This window comes from Sphingobacterium hungaricum (assembly GCF_015210005.1).
Taxonomy (GTDB): domain Bacteria; phylum Bacteroidota; class Bacteroidia; order Sphingobacteriales; family Sphingobacteriaceae; genus Sphingobacterium; species Sphingobacterium hungaricum.
The window spans coordinates 473127-496321 of the sequence record NZ_MU158697.1 but is presented as its reverse complement, the minus strand read 5'-3'; the positions used below and the strand labels follow the sequence as shown (position 1 = coordinate 496321).

The 23195-nt window shown below is 38.0% G+C and carries 24 protein-coding genes; 13 read left to right on the top strand and 11 right to left on the bottom strand.

What is annotated here, in order from left to right; all coding sequences use genetic code 11:
• Positions 1 to 5: 5 nt before the first annotated feature.
• The 3 genes from C4F49_RS02170 to C4F49_RS02160 form a co-directional block, all read right to left on the bottom strand.
• Positions 6 to 506: an ecotin family protein gene (locus C4F49_RS02170; RefSeq protein WP_196934197.1), complete on the bottom strand. Its 501-nt coding sequence runs from the start codon at positions 504 to 506 to the stop codon at positions 6 to 8.
• 88 nt (positions 507 to 594) lie between these two features.
• Positions 595 to 1344, bottom strand: a complete 750-nt coding sequence (locus tag C4F49_RS02165) for an aspartate/glutamate racemase family protein (protein WP_196934195.1) — start codon at positions 1342 to 1344, stop codon at positions 595 to 597.
• Between the two features lie 117 nt (positions 1345 to 1461).
• Positions 1462 to 2568 carry a DUF4407 domain-containing protein gene (locus C4F49_RS02160; RefSeq protein WP_196934193.1) on the bottom strand — a complete coding sequence of 369 codons (1107 nt, stop codon included), beginning with the start codon at positions 2566 to 2568 and terminating at the stop codon, positions 1462 to 1464.
• Between the two features lie 159 nt (positions 2569 to 2727).
• Between C4F49_RS02160 and C4F49_RS02155 the strand changes: the two genes are divergently transcribed.
• A complete protein-coding gene (locus C4F49_RS02155; RefSeq protein WP_196934189.1) occupies positions 2728 to 4845 on the top strand; it encodes a M3 family metallopeptidase in 2118 nt (705 codons plus the stop codon).
• 159 nt (positions 4846 to 5004) lie between these two features.
• Positions 5005 to 5322, top strand: a complete 318-nt coding sequence (locus tag C4F49_RS02150; protein ID WP_196934187.1) for a hypothetical protein — start codon at positions 5005 to 5007, stop codon at positions 5320 to 5322.
• Here the strand turns inward: C4F49_RS02150 and C4F49_RS02145 are convergent, their stop codons facing one another.
• Positions 5323 to 7086, bottom strand: a complete 1764-nt coding sequence (locus tag C4F49_RS02145; RefSeq protein WP_196934186.1) for an ABC transporter ATP-binding protein — start codon at positions 7084 to 7086, stop codon at positions 5323 to 5325.
• Positions 7083 to 7856: a tRNA pseudouridine(38-40) synthase TruA gene (truA, locus tag C4F49_RS02140; RefSeq protein ID WP_196934184.1), complete on the bottom strand. Its 774-nt coding sequence runs from the start codon at positions 7854 to 7856 to the stop codon at positions 7083 to 7085. The genes C4F49_RS02145 and truA overlap by 4 nt, the downstream gene beginning before the upstream one ends.
• A gap of 142 nt (positions 7857 to 7998) precedes the next feature.
• Here truA and C4F49_RS02135 point away from each other — a divergent pair, with 142 nt between their 5' ends.
• The 4 genes from C4F49_RS02135 (at position 7999) to C4F49_RS02120 (ending at position 10354) form a co-directional block, all read left to right on the top strand.
• Entirely contained in the window at positions 7999 to 8472 is a 474-nt protein-coding gene (locus C4F49_RS02135; protein ID WP_196934182.1) for a DUF4293 domain-containing protein, read from the top strand.
• Between the two features lie 2 nt (positions 8473 to 8474).
• Complete coding sequence (locus C4F49_RS02130) at positions 8475 to 8858, top strand: nuclear transport factor 2 family protein (protein WP_196934180.1); 384 nt, start codon at positions 8475 to 8477, stop codon at positions 8856 to 8858.
• 3 nt (positions 8859 to 8861) lie between these two features.
• Entirely contained in the window at positions 8862 to 9347 is a 486-nt protein-coding gene (locus C4F49_RS02125; protein WP_231388178.1) for a hypothetical protein, read from the top strand.
• Positions 9348 to 9433: 86 nt separating this feature from the next.
• Positions 9434 to 10354 carry a class I SAM-dependent methyltransferase gene (locus C4F49_RS02120; RefSeq protein WP_196934178.1) on the top strand — a complete coding sequence of 307 codons (921 nt, stop codon included), beginning with the start codon at positions 9434 to 9436 and terminating at the stop codon, positions 10352 to 10354.
• Position 10355: 1 nt separating this feature from the next.
• On the opposite strand, the gene C4F49_RS02115 is transcribed toward C4F49_RS02120, so the two are convergent.
• Positions 10356 to 10895 (bottom strand): tetratricopeptide repeat protein, encoded by a 540-nt coding sequence (locus C4F49_RS02115; RefSeq protein WP_196934176.1) that lies wholly within the window; start codon positions 10893 to 10895, stop codon positions 10356 to 10358.
• Between the two features lie 105 nt (positions 10896 to 11000).
• Here C4F49_RS02115 and ung point away from each other — a divergent pair, with 105 nt between their 5' ends.
• On the top strand, positions 11001 to 11672 hold the full coding sequence (gene ung, locus C4F49_RS02110) for a uracil-DNA glycosylase (RefSeq protein ID WP_196934174.1): 672 nt from the start codon (positions 11001 to 11003) through the stop codon (positions 11670 to 11672).
• On the opposite strand, the gene C4F49_RS02105 is transcribed toward ung, so the two are convergent.
• Complete coding sequence (locus C4F49_RS02105) at positions 11669 to 12748, bottom strand: DUF6695 family protein (RefSeq protein WP_196934172.1); 1080 nt, start codon at positions 12746 to 12748, stop codon at positions 11669 to 11671. The genes ung and C4F49_RS02105 overlap by 4 nt on opposite strands.
• Before the next feature lie 9 nt (positions 12749 to 12757).
• Positions 12758 to 13228 (bottom strand): Lrp/AsnC family transcriptional regulator, encoded by a 471-nt coding sequence (locus C4F49_RS02100; protein ID WP_196934170.1) that lies wholly within the window; start codon positions 13226 to 13228, stop codon positions 12758 to 12760.
• Between the two features lie 302 nt (positions 13229 to 13530).
• Here C4F49_RS02100 and sufB point away from each other — a divergent pair, with 302 nt between their 5' ends.
• The 3 genes from sufB to sufD all read left to right on the top strand — a co-directional run bounded on the left by sufB (position 13531) and on the right by sufD (position 17181).
• On the top strand, positions 13531 to 14982 hold the full coding sequence (gene sufB, locus C4F49_RS02095; RefSeq protein ID WP_196934169.1) for a Fe-S cluster assembly protein SufB: 1452 nt from the start codon (positions 13531 to 13533) through the stop codon (positions 14980 to 14982).
• A gap of 93 nt (positions 14983 to 15075) precedes the next feature.
• Complete coding sequence (gene sufC, locus C4F49_RS02090; protein WP_336244657.1) at positions 15076 to 15834, top strand: Fe-S cluster assembly ATPase SufC; 759 nt, start codon at positions 15076 to 15078, stop codon at positions 15832 to 15834.
• Between the two features lie 42 nt (positions 15835 to 15876).
• On the top strand, positions 15877 to 17181 hold the full coding sequence (sufD, locus tag C4F49_RS02085) for a Fe-S cluster assembly protein SufD (RefSeq protein ID WP_231388177.1): 1305 nt from the start codon (positions 15877 to 15879) through the stop codon (positions 17179 to 17181).
• 519 nt (positions 17182 to 17700) lie between these two features.
• On the opposite strand, the gene C4F49_RS02080 is transcribed toward sufD, so the two are convergent.
• From C4F49_RS02080 to C4F49_RS02070, 3 genes are all read right to left on the bottom strand, one after another.
• Positions 17701 to 18078 carry a hypothetical protein gene (locus tag C4F49_RS02080; protein ID WP_196934167.1) on the bottom strand — a complete coding sequence of 126 codons (378 nt, stop codon included), beginning with the start codon at positions 18076 to 18078 and terminating at the stop codon, positions 17701 to 17703.
• A 60-nt stretch (positions 18079 to 18138) separates the two neighbouring features.
• A complete protein-coding gene (locus C4F49_RS02075) occupies positions 18139 to 19359 on the bottom strand; it encodes an alpha/beta hydrolase family protein (RefSeq protein ID WP_231388176.1) in 1221 nt (406 codons plus the stop codon).
• A 195-nt stretch (positions 19360 to 19554) separates the two neighbouring features.
• Positions 19555 to 21096, bottom strand: a complete 1542-nt coding sequence (locus tag C4F49_RS02070; RefSeq protein ID WP_196934165.1) for an NAD(P)/FAD-dependent oxidoreductase — start codon at positions 21094 to 21096, stop codon at positions 19555 to 19557.
• Between the two features lie 152 nt (positions 21097 to 21248).
• On the opposite strand from C4F49_RS02070, the gene C4F49_RS02065 reads away from it, so the two are divergent.
• The 3 genes from C4F49_RS02065 (at position 21249) to C4F49_RS02055 (ending at position 23168) form a co-directional block, all read left to right on the top strand.
• A complete protein-coding gene (locus C4F49_RS02065; RefSeq protein ID WP_196934164.1) occupies positions 21249 to 21827 on the top strand; it encodes a LemA family protein in 579 nt (192 codons plus the stop codon).
• A 78-nt stretch (positions 21828 to 21905) separates the two neighbouring features.
• Positions 21906 to 22340 carry a TPM domain-containing protein gene (locus C4F49_RS02060; RefSeq protein ID WP_196934163.1) on the top strand — a complete coding sequence of 145 codons (435 nt, stop codon included), beginning with the start codon at positions 21906 to 21908 and terminating at the stop codon, positions 22338 to 22340.
• 9 nt (positions 22341 to 22349) lie between these two features.
• On the top strand, positions 22350 to 23168 hold the full coding sequence (locus C4F49_RS02055) for a TPM domain-containing protein (protein WP_196934162.1): 819 nt from the start codon (positions 22350 to 22352) through the stop codon (positions 23166 to 23168).
• Positions 23169 to 23195: the final 27 nt, after the last annotated feature.

Sequence of the window (23195 nt, the reverse complement as noted above, 5' to 3'; positions counted from 1 at the left end):
ATTCTTTATTTTTTGACTTTTACCTCGCTTGCGCTGTAGGTATCATTGTCAGATTGATAGATTTTAAATTGCACGTCGCAATCTTCAGGCACATAAATGACTATCGGCAACCGGCCGTTATAGTTCACGATTTGTGATTCGGAAGGAATGAACTTGGTTACTTTCGTTGCGTCAGCACAAGCCATCATAGTGCTTCTAACAGCTCCGTTAGTTTTAAATTGGTAGTAATTAAATCCCCAGCCTTCCAATTCTTTCGACTTCAATTCTCCCGCTAAGCCATGCGAGTTGCAAACGTCTACTTCTAAATATTTCCCGACAGTAAATTCGATTTTCTTCTCGCTGTCTTTTTCCGAATGCGGAACATCAATAACCATTTGTTTGTAACCAACTTCTGGTTTTGGGAAGATGGATAAATCCTGTCTATAATTTACAGTTTGTGCCATGCCGTGAAGAGTTGCGAGACAAATAACTAAAGTTAATGTGATGGTTTGAAAGGTATTTTTCATGTTGTATGATTTAGTTTAAGGATGAAGAAATAATACCTTATCAGCTCGTTTGGAGACAAGGTATTACTTTATAGAATGAAATTACTTATTAAGGTTTAAATTCGCAAAGTTTTGATGGCTCTAATTTTTGAATCAACGCTCTTGCCAAAATCCTATTCGGGTCAATCAATGGCAATCCGGCATATTCCTTTTCTTTTAATGCCAAAGGAAGTTCTGATGAACCCAAAATAATTGCTTGTGCACCTTGATGTTTCAATTGTGAAACGGAAGCCACTAAATCTTCTCGTGCACGATTGGTGACAGAAATTACCGCTTTCAGTCCGTACGTTTCATCATAAATCGCAGCATGGATTTTTTGTTGCCATTCTTCATCAGGTTCAACAGCAGTTAATCCTAAACTTTCTAAAATTAATTTATAGATGCGCGTATTGCGTGTTCCGGTCGTACTCAGAATTCCGACAGCAATTTCTCCGTAATGCTCTTTAATGAATCGGGCAGTTTCTTCAATCAGATTCAGTAAAGTAACTTGCGAACCATTGACCAATAATTCCTCTTGTATGACATCAAAAATCCGTGGCGCATGAGCCGTATGGTTTGGAATCCCAGCAACAGTTACCCCAGATTTTTCCAATTCTAAAATAATTGACGCAATGGCATATCCAGGATTCATTTCTTCCTGCCCAACCAAATACGCTGTCCGGTCGACAATTCTGTTCGGCTGTGAAGATAGGATTAAAGGCAGGTGGTCTTGGTCCTTAACCGCTATCGTTTCCTCAATTATTTTTTTTACGACATCTAATCCAGCTAATGGACCGACGCCTCCAACTATTCCAATCATTTCTTTATCCTTTAATGTTCGTTTTTTTCATTTTCTTGGATGGATGAAAAACTGAATAATGCTATTCAAAAATAAAGCCACAGTAAAATAGCCAAACTAATTTATGAGGATAAAAAATTAGGATTTTACACTTGCGTTGTAATCTTCTGCCAAGCGGTCCATTCGTTTCTTAATGGATACATCCGTTCGATAATCAGCAATGCGGTCTATCGCTTTCTTTTCAATATCCACATGCGTGTCAGATTCATAGTCATGCACCGTTCGCTGATTTTCAATCGCTTTATCGTAGGAATCTCGTCCGCTCATCAGCTTCACAAAAACTGGCAAGCATTCAAAAAAGATAAATAGCAAAGCGATAAAATTTACGGCATATTCAACGGATTTGTTAATCGTGCCATCGGGCCTGTTTTGTAAATTTCCTAACGCCGAATTTCGGTCGGCAAAACCTGCTACATTTACTGCGCTATCAAGCGATTTATCCGAGAGTATTTTTTGGTCGAGCAATCCTTCATTTGCTTTCCGAGTCAAGAGTTGAGATTCTTTGAGTTGAATTCTGCTTCGCAATGTGTCTAAATAAACGGATTGTTTATTCAACGCTTCTTCCTTCATTTTCGCATAGGGGCCGTATCCCATCACGCCGGAAGTTTGGTCTGTTTTGGTGCCAAATATCTCGTGATTTAATTGCACCCGTTCAGTCTTAATGCTAGTTTCTAATGAATCAGCTTGCGTTTTCAAAGCATTCAACTGACCGTATTCGACGACATATTTATTTTCAAAAGTCCGATTCAGTGTGTCGATTTTTGCGCGCTGTTGCTGTAGATATTCTGTGCGTAAGTATTCTCTGATTTCTTTGTCAAAAATCTTCAATTCCAACGGCCTCGAAATAACAATACCGATAATAATGGCTAAAATGATACGAGGAAGAGCCTGGAAAAACTGTTTACCGCCACTGTTGGATTTGTTAATGCTTAACACAATATAGCGGTCCAAATTGAAAATTGCCAATCCCCAGATTATGCCAAACAGCATGGAGTAGAAGACCGCATATTCACCGCCACTAAACACAAAATACATCGCATATCCGCCGGCTAACGTAGCAAACAGCCCAGTGAAAAAAATAGTAGCGCCTATGCTCACATATTTGCTATGTTCTTCTGGATAACGATTTAAAGTTTCTTGGTGAACACCAGTACACCACCAGAAAAATTTTTTCAACTCGTTCATTATCAAATTTACAGATTAGTCGATGCATTTTAATATATGTTACAAAATTTCAGCACTATTTTTTACAATCTTATTGTGACAAGCCCATTCTCAACTATTGAGTAAATAATCACTAACTTTGCAAAAAAAATAAAATTGCAAATCTCTAAAACGGCAGAAATGAATAAAAAAAATTTCTTACCTTTTTGCATTATCATCGCTTCTACAATCGTTGGCTGTGATAACAAACAAAAAGATACTGAAACAGACAATCCTCTTTTATTAGCGTATGAAACGCCATTCAATGTTCCCCCATTTGATAAAATAAAAGACGAACATTTTAGACCGGCTTTTGAAAAAGCCTTGGAAAAACATTCTTTAGAAGTTGATTCCATTGTGAACAACGAAGATGAACCTACTTTTGAAAATACAATCGTCGCTTTGGAAAATGCAGGTTCGTTGTTGACCAACGTTTCTACCGTATTTTTTAATTTGAATTCAGCGAATACAAATGATACGATTCAAGCGATTGCAAAAGATTTAGCACCCGTGTTATCTGCGCATAGCGATGAGATTTCTTTGAATGCAAAGTTATTTGCTCGCGTGAAAAGTGTTTATGATAAGAAAGGAAGCTTAGGCTTAGATGCAGAAGATATTAAATTGTTGGATGAAACTTATAAAAGCTTCGTTCGCTCAGGAGCAAATTTGTCTGATGCAGACAAAGAAAAGTTAAAGAAAATCAATTCTGAACTTTCTGTTTTGACTACAGCTTTCGGACAGAATTTATTGGCTGAAAATAATGCTTTTGAATTGGTTGTTGAGAAAGAAGAAGATTTAGCAGGATTGCCTAGCGGCCTAAAAGCAGCCGCTGCAGAAACCGCGAAAGCTAAAGGTAAAGAAGGAAAATGGGTTTTTACCTTGCAAAATCCTTCGGTAATGCCTTTCTTGCAATATGCTGAAAATCGCGAATTGCGCAAGCAAATCTGGGAAGCTTACCAATTGAAAGGTAACCATGATAATGATTTAGACAATAAAGAATCCGTTCTGAAAATTTCAAATTTGCGTTTAGAAAAAGCGAAATTATTAGGCTACTCGTCACATGCGGCTTATGTTTTGGAAGAATCGATGGCCGAAAATCCGGCAAACGTATATGCTTTGTTAAATAAATTATGGGCGCCAGCCATTGCGAAAGCAAAAGCTGAAGAAGCAGACATCAAAAAAGAAATCGTAGCTGAAGGAAAAGACTTTGACGTGGCGCCATACGATTGGAGATACTATTCAGAAAAAATCCGTGTGAAACGTTTTGCATTGAATGAGGAAGAAATCAAACCTTATTTCAGTTTGACAGACGTTCGCGAAGGTGCATTTCAGACAGCGAATAAGCTTTGGGGATTAACATTCGTTGCCTTAAACAATGTTCCTGTGTATCACCCTGAAGTGGAAGTGTATGAGGTAAAAGATAAAGATGGTTCGCATTTAGGTATTTTATACGCAGACTTTTTTCCGCGTGATTCAAAACGTTCTGGTGCGTGGATGACTTCTTATCGCAAACAAGGTATGCATGAGGGACAACGTGTTGCTCCAGTAATCTCAATCGTTTGTAATTTCACTAAACCGGTTGGCGACCAACCAGCACTTTTGACCTTTGACGAGTCAAGCACATTGTTCCACGAATTCGGACATGCTTTACACGGTTTATTGTCGAATGTAAAATACAGAAGTTTGTCTGGAACTTCGGTTTCCAGGGATTTCGTTGAATTGCCTTCACAAGTAATGGAGAATTGGGCTGAAGATCCAGAAGTTTTGAAAACATATGCTAAGCACTACCAAACGAAAGAAGCTATTCCTGATTCGTTGATTACAAAAATGCAAAATGCGGGTACGTTTGATCAAGGTTTTGCGACAACAGAATATTTAGCGGCCTCGTTGTTGGATATGAATTACCACACGGCGACGAAACCGATTACAGGTGATGTGAATGCTTTCGAACAAAATGCAATGAAGAGAATTGGATTAATTGATGCAATTATTCCGAGATACAGAAGCAGTTATTTCCAACACATTTTCGCTGGTGGTTACTCTGCTGGTTATTACGCTTATATTTGGGCAGAAGTATTGGATGCGGATGCATTTGCTGCTTTCAAAGAAAAAGGCTTGTATGACCAAGGAACAGCCGCTGCTTTCAGAAAGAATATTTTGGAAAAAGGCGGAACAGGGAATCCAGCTGAAATGTACCGTCAATTTAGAGGTGCAGATCCAGATCCAATCCATTTAATGAAAAAAAGAGGGTTGAACTAAGTTCTCTCCAATATAAATGCAAAAGCGAGGCGATTATTTCACCTCGCTTTTTTTGTGCTTATTAGTTTGGCGTAAGAAATTTTTAAAAATAAATTGCTTTGAGCTATTCATCATTTGAAACATATTATTTATATTTGGTCTAAATAAAAATTATATTCTATGTGTCAATCCATTATTCTTAGCTCCAACGGGAATACAGTTATCACGTACTGTAAGAAATGCCGCAATCATTACATTTGGCAAAATTCATTTTTATTATCCTTCAACACTCCCCAATTTCAAGAGTTTGTTGATGGAATCCGTGCTAAAATCGGAAAGGAAGAATATTTTTTATTTCCTGATGGAGAATCAAGAGTATTGTTGAACACACCTGTTTTTGAAATCACATTTACCTTTTCTTTTGATGAGTGGCGCGATTTCACGAATACCCTTGAAGAAGCGAGATACATGCGTGAAGTGCATGAACTCATTCATTAGTTAGATTCCTGCAGAATTAAATTGAAGATCATACAGCTTCTTATAATAGCCTTCGATGGCTAGGAGCTGCTGATGCGAACCCATTTCTTTGATTTCGCCTTTGTCTAAGACAATAATCTTATCGGCTTTCTGAATTGTCGACAGCCGGTGAGCAATGACAATCGCCGTTCTGCCTTCCATTAGATTTTCTATTGCAGATTGAATCAATACTTCCGTTTCTGTATCAATGGATGAAGTGGCTTCATCCAGAATCAAAATCTTAGGGTCGTGCACAAGGGCGCGGATGAACGAAATCAATTGAGCTTGTCCAGAAGACAATGTTGCTCCACGTTCCTGAACTTCGTAATCAAAACCTCCAGGAAGGCGCATAATAAAATCATAAGCGCCAACTTGCTTCGCTGCATCAATAATCGATTCTTTAGAAATTTCTTGATTGTTCAAGTTGATGTTATTGATGACGCTGTCTGAAAACAGAAATACGTCTTGCAATACAGTTGAAATCGTCTGTCTTAAAAAATTCAGATCATATTCGCGGATATCGACACCGTCCAATAGAATAGTCCCCTTTTGAATCTCATAAAACCGGCTTAGGATATTGATAATCGATGATTTTCCAGCGCCAGTCGCACCGACCAAAGCCAATGTTTCTCCAGCCTCAGCTTTAAAACTAACATCTTTCAATACCCAATTTTCATCATTATAAGCAAACCAAACATGCTGAAATTCGATTTCGCCACGGACGGTTTCAGGTTTGTAAGTTCCATTATTTGGAGTAAATTCATTGGTATCCAACACATCAAAAATGCGTTCGGCCGAAACCATTCCCATCTGCAGTGTGTTGAATTTATCGATCAATTCTCGGATAGGCCTAAATATCATGTTGATATACATAATAAAGGCAACAACAACTCCTGGAGAAATCTTATCGCCCAAGATCTGTTTCGATCCATACCAAACCAATAAACCTAAAGAAATGGCCATAATGATTTCCAAGACAGGGAAAAATATCGAGAAATACCAGTTGGCGCGGATATTCGCATCGCGGTGTTCTTTGTTAATGGCTTTGAATTTTCGCAATTCTTGGTCTTCGCGAGCAAAATATTGGATAATTCCCATTCCGGAAATATGCTCCTGAAGAAAGGTATTTAAATTGGAAACCCACAAACGGACAGATTGAAAAGCCGATTTCATTGCTTCCTTGAAGATGTAGGTAGCGACAATCATCAGAGGCATCGGAATCAAGACAATCAAAGTCAATTGCCAATCCGTATACAGCATGACGCCTAAAATCACGACCAATTGAAGTAAATCTCCGATAATCTGAATCAGTCCTTCAGAAAAAATATTGGCAATGGTTTCTAAGTCCGAAATCGTTCTTGTGATTAAACGGCCGATAGGGGTATTGTCAAAATATTTTAGCCTTAAATTCGTAATGTGATTGAAAATCTGGATACGTATATCGCGAATAACGGATTGCCCAAGTGTATTTGTCGTAAGCGTATGGTAATAGCGGATAACCGTCTGTCCAATTAACAAAGCCATCATCGCAATCAGCATTTTATTCAGGCCTGAATAATCTCCGGAAAGAATGTACCTATCCAGCGTATGTTCGATAAGCAAAGGCAAGGCAGGAGCAACCGCTGCTAACAAAATAGTCAACACGACAGAAATCCAAAAAATTCCTTTGTAAGGACTGATGTATTTGGCTAAGCGACTTAATAATTTGCTATCGTAAGCTTTTCCTGCTATATTTTCTTGTTTCAATTTTCGTTTTCTTCTATGTAAGGATACTTAATTTTGGTTAAATATAAACCATGCGCTGGTACTGAAGCACCTGCTTCCGACCTGTTTTGGCTTTTTAGCACGTCGTCCACATACTCGATTGGCTTATTTTTAACCCCAATTTCCAATAATGTTCCAACAATCGCACGCACCATGTTTCTTAAAAAGCGATTTGCGGTAACGTGAAAAATCAAACCATTATTTTCCAAAACCCATTCTGCTCGGGTAATCGTACAAATATTGGTAAAAACTTGCGTGTTTGATTTGCTAAAACAGCTAAAATCTTTCGTGCCCAATAAATGTTCGGCCGCCTCATTCATTCGCTCAACTTTTGGAAAATCTCTCAAAAGCCAAGATAGATTGTTTAAGAATGGATTTTTGTCAAAATGAATATGGTATTCGTAAGAACGTGATGTGGCATCAAATCGAGCATGCGCATCTAGCTGAACAGCGAGAATATTTTGCACGCTAATATCATGCGGCAACAAGGAATTCATCGAATGCAAAAAGCGTTTTTTATCGACCGACAAATCCAATTTCTCCGTATCAAAATGAGCAAACAACTGCTTCGCATGAACGCCTGTATCAGTTCTTCCGGCACCTATGGTTTCGATGGGCTGCCTTAAAATGGTCTGTAGAACTTCGTTGATTTTTTCCTGGACGGAAATGGCATTATGCTGCACCTGCCAACCATGATAGTTCGTTCCATTATAGGCCAATTCTAAAAAATAGCGTTGCTTTACCGATTCCACAGTGCAAATGTAAGGATTTGAAAACTTTGAATATTAAATAAAATAGGTTGGATAACAAATTTGATATTCACCTGTTTTTAACGGTAGACAAATTGCTATTTTAGTACATAATGGTATATTTGTTAGACTTAACTATAGTTTTATGATACAACGTGTGCAAACGATATGGCTTTTATTAGCTAGTGTAATGCTTTTTGGACTTTTCATTTTTCCTTATGTCAACTACATTGATTTAGTTGGATTAGGTAAAAAATTATATGTGACGGGTGCATATACCGCGGTAAATGGAGTGCCTGTAAAACAAGAATCTTTTCTTTTACAAACCATTGCTACCGTTTTGTTAGCTGCATTTCCTTTGTTTATTATCTTTAAATACAAAGACAGAAAACTGCAAATCCGTTTGATTTTTCTGGAGATTGTTTTGATTTTCTTAATGGCGATTTGGCTATACGTTTCTTCGAGCCAGACGTTGTCAATGACTTCTCAGTACCTTGGTGCAAATAATATCGGAATCGGCTTTTTCCTATTGCCTATTGCTATCATCTTTTTGTCGATGGCTCTGGGAGCAATCCGAAAAGATGAGAAACTAATTAAATCAGCAGAACGTTTACGATAAGTATGGAAACAGCAACAAATCTACAACTTGTCGAATCGTATATTGAAGCGTACAACCGCTTTGATGTGTTGGGAATGATTGAAAATTTCAGTGATGAAATCCATTTTCAAAACATTGTCGACGACCAAATCAATTTGTCCTTATTAGGAATCGGTGCTTTTCGCGAGCAAGCATTGCAGGCGACAGAATTATTTTCGGAAAGAAATCAACGGATTTTGGAAATTTCCGAACAAGAAGACAGCATTGAAGTGACCATCGAATATACAGGTGTTTTGAAAATCGATTTGCCAAATGGCGTCAAAGAAGGCGAAACCATCCAATTGCAAGGAAAATCTATTTTTGAATTTCACGATAACCAAATTGTTTCATTAAAAGACATCAGTTAAATCATGAAGAAGTTAATTACCATTTTTTTCTTTTTGGTTCTTACTGCCGGAGTCGGCAAAGTTGCTGCGCAGACAGAGGAACGTGTGCCTTTGGAAATCGACGATTTGCAGATTGATGTCAAATCAGTGAAAGTTGACAGCAAAACTGATACAGCAGTTATCGAGTTGTTTTTGATTTCGCTTGGAAGAAATCCAAGGGAATTCAAGCTGAATGTTTTTGGTACACAAGTAATCGACGAGAAGAGTAATTCAAATTTTATTACGACGATTAAATTTGGCCGTGTGCTGGTCAGTCTAGCTGACCGCCAGAATTACCTACATTATTTGCTTCAACCTGATATGCCTGTACTGCTGTCGATTAAAGTCGCGAATTGGTCAAAAACGAATAAAACCAAGCCCGCCCAAGTGAAACTCGTTTTCGAAGATAGCAAGGAGGTTGGGAAGTTTATTGAGCAGTTAGTTGTATTGGAAGAAAAGCCCCAACTTTAACATTTTTTCACAACGAAGCCTTTTATAATTAATTTTAAATTTTTGTAATTTTATTGTAGTTGTACCAGCAACTTAAGGCTACTATTATGAAAATCGATTCAAATTTTAATCAGGTTAGCTATAATCTTCATGAGTCTTGGTATGGAAAACAATTTCCTTCGGATGATGAAAAGTTGCGAAAAATTATTTCCATCAAAAATTATGGAGGTTCCATTAATGCTTGGTTGCAAAACATATTTTTTGATTGTCTCAATCCCATCCTTTCTAGTACAGAACAACAACGCTGGCTGACGTTAGGGGATGCCTATGGTGCCGATGCCAATTACATTCTTCAGAAAACTTCGCATGATGTTGTGGCGACCGATTTAAATACAGATATCCTAGCCATTGCGCAACAAGAAGAATTAATCAAAGAATATCGTGCTGAGAATGCGGAGAAACTATCGTTTTCGGATAATGAATTTGACTATGTCTTATGCAAAGAATCTTACCATCATTTTCCTCGGCCTTATGCGGCTTTGTACGAAATGATTCGCGTTGCGAAAAAGGCAATCGTCATTATCGAACCTCAAGACCCAATTCTAAAAATGCCTTTGTTGCTGGCTTTGTCGAATTTTCTTTCGCTGTTTAATGTTAATCTAATCAATAAAATCTGGAAGAATCGCTTCTCCTACGAGCCAGTAGGAAATTTTGTCTACAAAGCTTCGGAGCGCGAATTTGAGAAGTTTACTGCTGGGATGGCTTTGCCAATGCTGGCAATAAAAAAACTGAATCCGAATTTTTATTTCCCGAATTCTGAAAATGAAAAAGCGGATAATTCAAATAAAAAATTTAGAATTATCCGCTTGAAAAAAAATATCTTGGATTTCGGATGTAGACTAGGTCTTTTTCCTAGTCAGACCCTGAGCGCTATTGTTTTTAAAGAAATCCCCTCTGAAGAGGTCGTCAATGCTTTAAAAAAGAATCGCTACAGCATAATTGAGATTCCTAAAAATCCCTATGCTTAACTTATCGTGAATAGCGGATTTGCTGACGGTCCATCATAGCCATTTGGCCTTTCATCATTTTAATCTGCTCGTCTAGCAATTTGTTTTTATCTGCTTTTTTCGCTTCGCTCAATAATTTTTCTGCTTCACGTTTATTGCGTTTCGCCATTGCCACGCCAGCCAAACTTAATTTTGCTAAAGCAATGTTATGGTCCATGTGAAGACCTAAACTTAAAGCCTTTTTGAAATATTTCTCAGCTTGTAATGGAGCGCGCTGTGATTCGATTAATCCCAAAAGCATGTTGTAATACCCATGTTGCGCAGGAGTAAGCTCTTTTTCGTAATTCTTAATTTTCTTAAGCCACACTTCTGCTTTCGCCATGTTTTCTTTGCGCAAGAACCATTGAGCGATTAACATTTTTTCATTGAAAAATACAGTTACCCACGCCAATAATACGATTAGAATTGCCAAAATTCCCCAACCCCAATGTCCAAACCAAAACAAAGCAACTGTTCCAACGGTTAATAGACTACACAGTATTATTCGAACTAAATTTGACATATTTATTTACTTTTTATCTTTAAAATCTAAATGAATTACAAATATCGTTAATTTGTGCGCTATTACAACTTGTTATAGTTAATTTGACAAGACATTTGCAAAAATATGGGAAATAGATATCACGAAAGTTGGGAGGAAATCCTCAAAAAGCAATTTGACCAACCCTACATGCAGGCATTATCGACCTTTGTCCAAAATGAACGGAAGGCTAATTTGGTTTTTCCTCCTTCTAATTTGGTCTTCAATGCGTTTAATTTAACTCCATTCGATGAAATCAAAGTGGTTATTTTGGGACAAGACCCCTACCACAACGATGGGCAGGCACATGGCCTGTCGTTTTCGGTTCCCGATGGAATGCAGATACCGCCTTCCTTGAGAAATATGTATTTAGAATTAAGTACGGATATTCCAAACTTTAAATCTCCAGCTAGTGGGAACTTAACGAAATGGGCCGAGCAAGGTGTATTATTATTGAACGCAACGCTAACTGTTCAGGCACATCAAGCGGGTTCGCACCAAAAGAAAGGCTGGGAAACTTTTACGGACCAGGTGATTAAAGAGATTTCTAACCGATTGGAAAATGTAGTATTCTTACTTTGGGGAAGTTACGCGATTAATAAAAGTGCACTGATTGATGCGAATAAGCATTTGATTTTAACGAGTGTTCACCCATCTCCATTATCAGCATACCGTGGGTTTTTAGGCTCCAAGCATTTCTCCCAAGCAAATGCCTATTTGCTTAAAAATGGAAAGAAAGCAATTGACTGGCAGATTTAAGCGTACATTTCTGCAAATTCTTTTTGCGGATTTTGGATATCTGTAGCCTGTTCAAGATGGTTAATTTTGATTTTTTTGTCATTTTGCATAACATGCGTGAATAACAAATTACTGTCGTACGTAATTTCAAAAGGCAAATCGAAATCCAAATGCTGTGCTGGTTTGCCTAAAACAGTATATTCAAGTTGTCCAGAACTTGTATATCGGCTGATTTCAATCAAGCTATTTTTGACTAATTTCCAAACATACCATGCTCCATCACCGACACCGCCTAAATAAGTTGCGTTTCCAGTAATGTTTTCGGGTTTTGATGAAAAATTCATCGCGCCGATAATCAAATCATTGGGCAATAAATCCGATTTCCGCTGAATGACATTATCCGAAACTTGTTTTAACAAAAATCCGAAAGACTGCCAACGCGACATTCTGAAATATTTTAATCCTTGTTCTGGCGAATACGAATAAATCATCCGATTATCCACAGCATTCACCACATTGCTAATCGGACTAGCTTTAAAAGTTTCCGGGAAGTTTATGCCATGCAAATGATGGTACTTTTTCGACGCATACATGAGCGTGCGCGTGATAAAGCGACTGCAATTGTTGTTGTTTTTTGCGACAGCACCGTAAGGGTATGTGCCTCTGACGACCCATCCATCGCAATACGATTTGGCAATTGCAAAATTTAAATTCGTAGCAATAGAGAAAAACAATTGGCCTTCGCCATACATAGCGCCTTTTAGGTCTTCAAAATGAGCGACGATTTCTTCTACGTTTGAAATCGCGTTGTCGTCAATTTTTGCCTTGACGGCAATTTCCAATCGGGGGTCCGAATCTTTTGACCGCGCGCGTCCATATCCGCGAGGAGTAATGTATCGGCCAAAATCATAAAATAACAATTCACCACTTAAATGATTTACAAGGACAATTCCGGTATGTCCGACTTTAAAGTTTAAATTTTTAACGAAACCAATTTTTTTGAAAAACATCATCCATTTTTCATCACCGCGAATTGTTGCGTCTGGCCAAGTTAAAATAAATGCAAAATCATTGTATGTGTAATTGTTTTTATCCATTCTTTAGTATTAGTAAGCCAGTGGCACAATGGGTTCTTTCTTGCTGGTAGACATAATCATCATCGTTTGAAATGTTTTTACAAATGGAATTTTAGAAATCTTTTCCATAATAACAGCTTCGTACGCCTTAATATCTTTCACGTAAACTTTTAAAATAAAATCGCAGTTGCCCGTCACGTGATGACATTCCGTTACCTCTGGAATTGATTTTACAGCTTCAACAAATTCTGGAATCGCATTGTGTGTATGGAAATCCAATGAAATCTGGATGAATGATTTGATGCCCAAACCTAATTTTTCCTCGTCTACAAAAGCATGGTAGCTTTTAATGAACCCTGAATTCTCTAATTTCCGAACTCTTTCTAATGTCGGAGCAGGAGATAGTCCAATACTTGATGCTAATTGAAGATTTGTAATTCTTCCATTTTCTTGTAAAAGCTTTAATATTTTTAAATCAATTTTGTCAGGTTGGAAAGGCATTTTAAATAGATTATATTTCTTTAATTGTAAATATACAAAATTATATTTGGCGAGATAGTAAAAATTTGCATACAAAATCTATCGTTGCAGGCTATGATAGTCTACTTATTTTATAGATTTTATTTATCATTCCCAGTGGTTTTACTCAAAATTCTATGTAAAAATTATAGATAGGTCATATTCATGTTGAAATCCAAAACTTCTGTGAATATGAACGTAGTTCTTCCGCATAATTGCTTAATAAATCGTAGCTTTGTAACCTTATAGGTGATTTGTGAAATTGAATTAAGGGAAACAGTAAAATGAGTACCAAAGACGACGAATTATTAAAAGAGCTAGAGCTCGAAGAGTATAAATACGGTTTTACGACGGATATTGAAATGGATATTGCGCCCAAAGGGCTCAATGAAGATACCGTGCGTTTGATTTCTGCTAAGAAAAATGAACCAGCTTGGTTGCTAGAATGGCGATTAAAAGCGTTCAGACATTTCTTAACGATGAAAATGCCGACTTGGCAAAATTTTGAAAATCCAACGATTGATTTTCAAGAATTATCTTATTATGCTGCGCCAAAAGCGAAGAAGCAGTTAGATAGCTTGGATGAAGTTGACCCAGAATTGCTGTCAACTTTTGCAAAGTTGGGAATTCCTTTGGACGAGCAAAAAATATTAGCGGGTGTAGTTGCGGTGGATGCAGTATTTGATTCTGTTTCTGTAAAAACAACATTCCGTGAAAAGCTGAAAGAAAAAGGAGTAATCTTTTGTTCTTTCGGAGAAGCTGTTCAAGAATATCCTGACTTAGTTAAAGAATATTTAGGAACAGTAGTTCCTCAAACGGATAACATCTATGCGGCGTTGAATTCGGCTGTATTTTCCGATGGTTCATTTGTTTACATTCCGAAAGGTGTTCATTGCCCAATGGAATTGTCAACTTATTTTAGAATCAATGCGCAAAATACAGGACAATTTGAGCGTACGTTGATTATCGCGGATGAAGGTTCTTATGTTTCTTATTTAGAAGGATGTACAGCGCCGATGCGTGATGAAAATCAACTGCATGCGGCTGTTGTTGAGCTGATTGCACAAAAAGATGCGGAAATAAAATATTCAACCGTTCAAAACTGGTATCCAGGTGATAAAGATGGAATCGGTGGTATTTTCAATTTCGTAACGAAACGCGGAATCTGTAAAGGAGATAACAGCAAGATTTCTTGGACACAAGTTGAAACGGGTTCGGCGATTACTTGGAAATATCCGGGCGTAATCTTGAAAGGCGATAATTCAGTTGGTGAATTTTATTCGGTAGCGATGACGCGCAATAAGCAGGTCGCAGATACAGGAACTAAGATGATTCACTTAGGTAAAAACACCAAATCAAAAATCGTTTCTAAAGGAATTTCTGCAGGAACAAGCCACAATTCATACCGCGGTTTAGTAAAGATTGGTGCAAATGCATCCAATTCAAGGAACTTTACGCAGTGTGATTCTTTGTTGATTGGTGACCGTTGTGGAGCGCATACTTTTCCATACATTGAGAATAAAAGCAAATCTGCAAAATTAGAACACGAAGCGACGACTTCGAAAATTGGAGAAGACCAAGTGTTTTATTTGAACCAGCGCGGAATCGATTCTGAAAAAGCAGTTGGATTAATCGTCAATGGCTACGCCAAAGAAGTATTGAATCAATTGCCGATGGAATTTGCGGTTGAAGCTCAGAAATTGTTGGCGATTTCGTTAGAAGGTTCTGTAGGATAGTCAATCATTCCGGCAGGATAAATTAGTTTATTAAAGTAAAAACAGAAATATAGAATCGCTAGAATAGATTCTAAAATTTTCAAAATCATAAAAATGTTAAGCATTAAAAATTTACATGCTTCTGTTGAAGACAAAGCAATATTAAAAGGATTAAATCTGGAAGTGAAAGCTGGTGAAGTGCACGCAATCATGGGTCCAAACGGTGCTGGTAAAAGTACCTTAGGAAATGTGTTGGCTGGTCGCGACTCCTACGAAGTAACTGATGGAATTGCATTATTGGACGGTGTCGATTTATTAGACCTTTCGCCGGAAGATAGAGCTAGAGAAGGTTTGTTTTTAGCTTTTCAATATCCTGTAGAAATTCCTGGAGTTTCTAATATTAACTTTTTGAAAACTGCGGTTAACGATATTCGTGAATATAGAGGACTTCCTCCAATGGAAGCGAAAGAGTTTCTTAAAACGGTAAAAGAAAAGCAAAAATTAGTTGAATTTTCGGCTAATCTGGCTAACCGTTCATTGAACGAAGGATTTTCCGGAGGAGAGAAAAAACGCAATGAAATCTTTCAATTGGCGATGCTGAATCCGAAATTGTCTATTTTGGATGAAACAGATTCAGGCTTAGATATTGATGCATTGCGCATCGTTGCAAATGGTGTGAATGAATTGCGTTCTTCAGAAAATGCTTTTGTTGTGATTACTCACTACCAACGTTTGCTGGATTACATCGTTCCTGATTTTGTGCACGTATTATACGATGGGAAAATCGTTAAAACAGGCACTAAAGAATTGGCTTTGGAGTTAGAAGAAAAAGGATACGATTGGTTAAAAGATTTAGATACGCAAACCGTATAATCGAAGAAAGGAATTTTGATGGACGGATTGATAACAGATAACATGAGTACACTAGTAGCAGATTCTTTATTTTCGCAGTTGACACAAACTTTCAAAAATTTAGAAACTGTTCAAGAGCCAGCGACATTGACCGCCTTGCGTCAATCCGCTTTTGAACGTTTTGAAAAAGAAGGTTTTCCGACTGTAAAACATGAAGATTGGAAATACACAAACATACAGCCTTTAGTAAATAAACCTTATTTATTGAATGAAGATGTGGATGTGGCTAATTTAGATTTAAGTCAGGCTGACATCCCGAATTTAGATGCGCACCGTATTGTTCTTGTAAATGGGCAGTATGTTTTGGCATTTTCAAGTTTGGAAGAAGAAATCGGCCTTACAATAAAACCGATTGAAGAGGCTTGGCAAGAAGCTGGCTTTGAACGTCATTTTGCACAGCATGCAGATAAGACAGATAACGTATTGGTTGCTTTAAATACAGCTTTGTACACGTCAGGTATTTATTTGGGCGTTGCGAAGAATAAAGTGATTTCAAAACCTATCCAATTAATCCATGTAGCGACGGGAGGTCAGGATTTCTTTTCTCAAACAAGAAATCTGATTGTTTTGGAGCAAAATGCTGAAGTAGAAATTATTGAATCTTTTGTCACGTTAGCCAATACAGCTAAAAATCTGCACAACAAGGTCACTGAAATTGTGCTGGAAGAGAATGCAAAAATGCAACATTACTATTTGCAGTTAGGCTCTTCAGAAAGCAGTTACATTAACCATACAGAAGTTTATCAGAAGAAGCATAGTTTGTACAATAATTACAACTGTACATTTCCTGGAGCTTCGTTCGTTCGCAATAACATCAATGTGCGTTTGGATGCAGAGCAGGTTGAATCACATTTATATGGAATCAATTTGACTGCAGGAAATCAATTAGTCGACAATCACACAATTGTTGACCACATGAAACCGCATTGCGAATCCTACGAATGGTACAAGAATATTCCTCAAGAAAATTCGACAGCAGTCTTTAACGGTAAAATATTTGTCCGTGAAGATGCACAGAAAACTAATGCTTTTCAACAGAATAACAACATGTTGATTGGTGACAAGGCGACTGTGTACACAAAACCGCAATTGGAAATTTTTGCGGATGACGTGAAATGTTCGCATGGATGTACGATGGGGCAGTTTGATGATGAAGCCTTATTCTATTTGCGTGCAAGAGGAATTGGTGAAGAGTCGGCTCGCATCTTATTGGTACATGCCTTTGCATTTGATGTCACTTCTCGTTTCTCCAATGAAACTGTACGCAAGTATGTCGAAGAATTAGTCGCTAAGGGATTAGAATCTTAAGTTTTTCTCAATAAATATTAATCCATAATTTGATTCATAGTCAGATTATGGATTTTTTGTTTTCACAGCAATTTCTTGAGATTTTAGTTTCAAGAAATCCTTTCTGAAAATTTGCTTAAAAAGCATTTTCCACAGCCAATTATTTCAAAATATTAAAATTAACTAAATTAGTTTTCACCAAAATTAATTTCATAAAACATTGATTTTCAGTTTTATAGATAGATATATTTTTGTAATATTGTATACTATTCATTTTATAAACTGAAGCGCTATGAAACCTTTAATTTATTTAGCGATTATTCTGATTATCGCTTACGCGTCCCTGAGAATTGGTCAATTTAATGTGGGGATTCTGACAGACATCGTTGGAATATGTATGTTTATTGTGCTAGTCATCATTGTTAGCTATTGGATTTTTTCTTCAGTGAAAGATCTTAATAAGCCAACAGATTAGCCTTTAGTCATAAACAATAAATGCCAAGCGAAGCGTCTGGCATTGAATAAAATATAGAAGAAAAATTATGCGTTGTAGTGTGATTTTACTTCTTCTAAAACTTGGTCTTCACTAAGTTGTGAATCCGTTCCCAATTTAATGGAGAGGTTCTTGTATTGTGGAGTATCCAACAAATGATTTCTCAATTCTTCTTGAAAATTTCCTGGTCCAGTGATGTAGAGTTCTGTGCTGTTCGTAATTACTTTCTCTATCTCTTTATAGAATTTTCCTCTGTTGGTTTTCTCAGCATTATTGGCTGCATTTTCACTCGAATTTCCTATTTGTACATCTGATTTGATGGTATCAATAACTTTAAAATCAGAGATGTCTTGTGCATCATGATTCGATACAACGATTGCTTTTCTGCCGTCAATCCAAAGTCCAGCTACTTTTTTATTTACCATAATTGTATTCTTTTTTTAGTATAACACATGAACTTCGATATTGTTGGGAAAATTTTAAATCTACAGCTTGCTGAAATCAATTTCAATCGAGGCTGGATAAAGCCGATTGCTGTCATAAAATAAGGCACAGCTTTCGATGATGTTCTTGCTATCAAGTTTTACCTTTCCTGAAAACACCTTTTTTTCATTGACATACAAGGTTACTTTCTTATTCAGGTCTACTAAGTTTTCATCTAAGTAAAACAGCAGCTTTCCTTTCGTTATCGCACCTTTTTCGTTTGTTATTTTGTTTAGGGTGTTAGCATTCATTCGGATGCTGTTCGTTGTGCTGTCGATGGCAAACTCAAATAATGCGCGGTCAATATCCGTTGTTTTATCAATGTTTACGTGTTCCTTAATGGCAAGGTTATAAAATCCGGTTCGGTAACGGTCGTGCATTGGGAAATTTACCCAGCTCACTTCTCTCGGATTGGTAATTCTTGTATGTTGAATTAACCAAGGTGTGGTTAATGTATAATCGATGGCGTGCCCCTTTCCTTTTTGCAAATCAACTTGATGAATAAATTTCCCTGGATAAGCATTGGATAAACTATCAAAAATAGTTTTTACTTGCTTAGTGATTTTATTTCTGTCAAACATAAAATCTTTTTCACCAGTCTGTAGGTTGAAAGCAGTATTTCTAAAGTTCAAAGGAGGAGTATTAACTAACGGTTCACCCCCTGCCATTGGCCCAGCTCCAGCTAAATAATCTGCATAGAATGCGCCCAATCGCTGGCTTCCGTATCCGCCTTCTGAAATCCCAACAAAATACATTTTGTTGGGATTGATGTCATCATTTAAAAATGCCAAACGGAAAAGTTTTTCCCAAGCTTTTTGTTCCGGAATAAACCACCAACGATATCTTTTTTCATTTGGAATCCGCGGAATGTAGTAGAGCGATGGAGCGTCTGCATAGATTTTCGACCAAGCAATTGTCGCTGCCCATTCTTTCTCTTTCGGGCCCGATCCGTGGATATTAATAAATAGAGGATATCCATTTGCTGGCTTTTTTCCTTTGCTTCCGTAATAGAACGGCATGGGGTCTTCATCAACCAATGGCCATTCGTATGCAATAGAATCCGACAATGGAAGAATGGCTGGTAATTTTATTTCTTGGAAATTAGAGTTTGCTTCTTTCCAAGCCGACCAAACTGATTTGCGCGAATCTTCTAGATCTTTTATTTTGATATTTTTTTTAGGAATTTTATTTCCGTAAACTTCGCTGGTTTGCAGTGATCTCAAAAAATATTCGGATAAGTCTTGGGTTTGGGCTTTGGACAGAGTAAAAGCACCGATAAAAATACAGAACAATAGAAGCTGCCTATTCATAAATTTAGTTAGTAAAATTTTCAATTAATATTTTTTTTACAAGTTAATTTGCGATGCAAACATACTTATTTGAATCAATAAATTGGAAACGATGTTGTAATAAATTTATTAAGCTTTTATCGCGTCGACACAGTTCATTCCGTCAATCGCGGCAGACACAATTCCACCGGCATAACCAGCGCCTTCGCCACAAGGAAATAAACCTTCGACTTGTGGATGCTGAAAGGTTTCTTTGTTTCTCGGGATCCGAATAGGGGAGGAAGTTCTTGATTCTACGCCGACAAGAATGGCTTCGTTCGTATAGTAGCCTGTCATTTTTTTGCCGAACAAAGGCAATGCGCCTTTTAAAGCTTGATAAACGAAATCTGGCAACACGTCTTTTAATTCTACGCTTGTTGTTCCAGGTTTATAGGAGTTTTCAGGAAGTGTGGCTGATGTTGTATTGTTCACAAAATCGACCATGCGCTGCGCAGGAGCGACTAGATTTCCTCCGCCAAATTCATACGCTTGCTGTTCGACCGAGCGCTGAAAATCTAGCAGGGCAAATGGATTTGTCAATGAATTAGGAACATCTTCTAAGTTGATTTGGATAACCGTACCTGAATTAGCGTGCGGATTATTGCGTTTCGACGGTGACCAGCCATTGACCACAATTTCATTCTGGTCTGTTGCACAAGGAGCAATAATTCCACCCGGACACATGCAGAAAGAAAAGACGCCTCGGTTATCAACCTGTTCGACCAAATTGTAATAAGCTGGAGGTAAATTGTCATGCCTTACAGCACAGTGGTATTGTGCTTGGTCGATAATTTCCTGAGGATGTTCTATCCGAACTCCAAGCGCAAAGGGTTTGGCTTCCAATAGCCAATTGTTTCTTTTGAATAAAGTAAAAATATCGCGAGCAGAATGACCTGTTGCCACAATGACATTTGACGCATTGAAAATTTGCCCGTCTGCGGTTTTGATTCCAGAAACTTTTCCAAAGCTGACCAAGATATCATCCACGCGCGTGTCAAAATGAACTTCCCCTCCATGTTCCACAATGCTGTTTCGCATGTCTTCAATGATATGTGGCAATTTATTCGTGCCGATATGCGGCCTTGCATCGACTAAGATGTCTTCGGTTGCTCCATATTCCACAAAGATTTCCAAGACTTTTTGCACATTCCCTCTTTTGTCTGAACGTGTGTATAATTTTCCATCAGAATAAGTTCCTGCACCGCCTTCTCCAAAACAATAGTTAGACTCAGGATTGACAAAACCTTCGCGGTTTATTTTTGCCAAATCTCTCCGCCTTTCTTGAACAGATTTTCCGCGTTCGATGACAATGGGCTTTAGCCCGCGTTCCAAACATCGGTAAGCAGCAAATAAACCCGCAGGGCCAGCGCCGATAATAATTACCGGCTGGGCATTTTCGAGCGATTTGAAAGATTTCGAAAAGATTACTGGGCTTGGATCGTCGTCTATAAAAAATACAGCACGGATTCTATACAGCACTTGTTTGCCGCGAGCATCAATTGACCTCTTGCGGATTTTAAAGCCCTTGATGCGGTTTTCATTGATTTTTAAATTCTTCACGCCCAATTGCAGGATGTGCTCTTGATCCTCAATAAACTCAGGTAAAACGGCTAATTCAATTTCTTTCTGCATATCTGTCATGCTGCGTTTTTATCGCAGAACCTGACAAAGTTAATGATTGTAGCTAAATTACGACGATTTAAAATACTTGGTATGTGCTTTGTGCTAATCCATTTTATAAAACTATTTATTACTTTTATAAAGAAATTAGATTAATTACACACATGAAAAGATTATTAACGGTATTTGTAGGTTTAATAACAGCCTTATCATTTAGCTCTTGTGGTTATAATACCATGGTTTCAAAAGATGAAAATGTCAAAGGAAAATGGGCGCAAGTTGAGAATGCGTACCAACGCAGAGCGGATTTAATTCCTAATTTGGTGGCTACCGTCAAAGGAGCTGCTAACCATGAAGAAAGTACATTGACAGCTGTTGTGGAAGCTCGTGCTAAAGCGACACAAGTAACTGTAGATCCTTCAAATTTATCAGAAGAAGAAATTGCAAACTATCAGCAAACTCAAGATGCACTTTCGCAATCGATTGGACGTTTGTTAGTGAGTGTTGAAGCTTATCCGGATTTAAAAGCCAATAGCAATTTCCAAGAACTTCAAGCGCAATTAGAAGGTACTGAAAATAGAATCTCCGTAGAGCGCAGAGCATATAATGAAGCGGTTCAAGATTATAACACAACGGTTCGCAGTTTCCCGAATAACATCATGGCCGGTATGTTCGGATTTAAGGCTAAAGGAACGTTCACAGCTACTGAAGGAGCTGATAAGGCACCGACAGTTTCGTTTTAACGAAGAATATAAATTAAAAATCATCAAGATGAATGCGGGTTTTTAATTATCCCCATTCATCTTTTTTTTATACACGATATGGAGAATTTTTCATCTGAAGACCAAGACCGCGTTGTTCAGGCCATTAGTTTAGCAGAGAGCAAGATTTCTGGAGAAATTAGGCTGGTTGTTGAACGCAAGTTGCACGGCATGAGCGCCATCGAGCAAGCGCAGCATTATTTTGAAAAATTGGGTATGACCAATACGATTCTACGAAATGGTGTCTTGCTCTACATCGCAACTGAAGACCATGAGTTTGCGATTATAGGCGATGCTGGAATCAATCAGAGAGTTCCGGATAATTTCTGGGAGGAAACTAAACAAGAGATGACCGATTTCTTTCGAAAAGGTGAGCTCGCGAATGGCTTGATTTGGGGAATTACGCACGCAGCTGAACAATTGGTGAAATTTTTTCCTTCAAGAGCAGATGATATCAATGAGCTTCCTGATGATATTTATTTTGGGAACAACTAAAAAACAAACATGCAAATTTTTAAATTAGTCCATAGTAAGTTTCTTTTAATAACGCTTTTTTTATCGGTTTTACTGTTCGCTAATCCGACTATAGCGCAAGATTTTCCAGCGGTTCCAAACCGTTTGGTGACAGATTATACCAATACATTGAGCGCTTCAGAAATTGATGCGCTGGAGCGTAAGTTATTGGCTTTTGAAGATACGACTTCAACACAGATTGCTGTTGTGTTGATGAATTCTACAGGAGATTATGAGATTGCAGATTATGCGGATAGGTTAGCGAAACAATGGGCGATTGGAAGTGCTAAATACAACAATGGAATATTGCTCCTAGCTGCAATTGGTGATCGAGCTGTCACTATCCGTACCGGATATGGGATTGAGGGTGCTGTGCCTGATGTGGTTGCTTATCGGATTATCGAGAATGAAATTAAACCAGCTTTTCGGAACAACGATTATTATGGCGGTTTGGATAAAGCGACTTCTGCATTGATTGCGCACACGAAAGGAGAATACAACGCAGAACCTAAGCAACAGAATCGTGGAAGTGGCGGTGGTGGAGTTGGTACAGTCGTTGTTGTAATTATTATCTTCATTATCATTTCCTTGATTTCCAAAGGAGGCGGTGGCGGAGGAAAAGGTGGCAAAGTCGTTGGCGGCCGAGGTTCTTCAGATTTATGGTGGTGGACATTGATGAATTCTGGTGGTGGTGGCTCTCGCGGCGGAGGTGGCGGATTTGGCGGCGGCTTCGGTGGAGGCGGCGGCGGAGGTTTCGGTGGCTTCGGCGGAGGTGGCTTTGGCGGTGGCGGAGCTAGCGGAAGATGGTAGTTTTTAGACTCATTAGCTGCGTCTAAT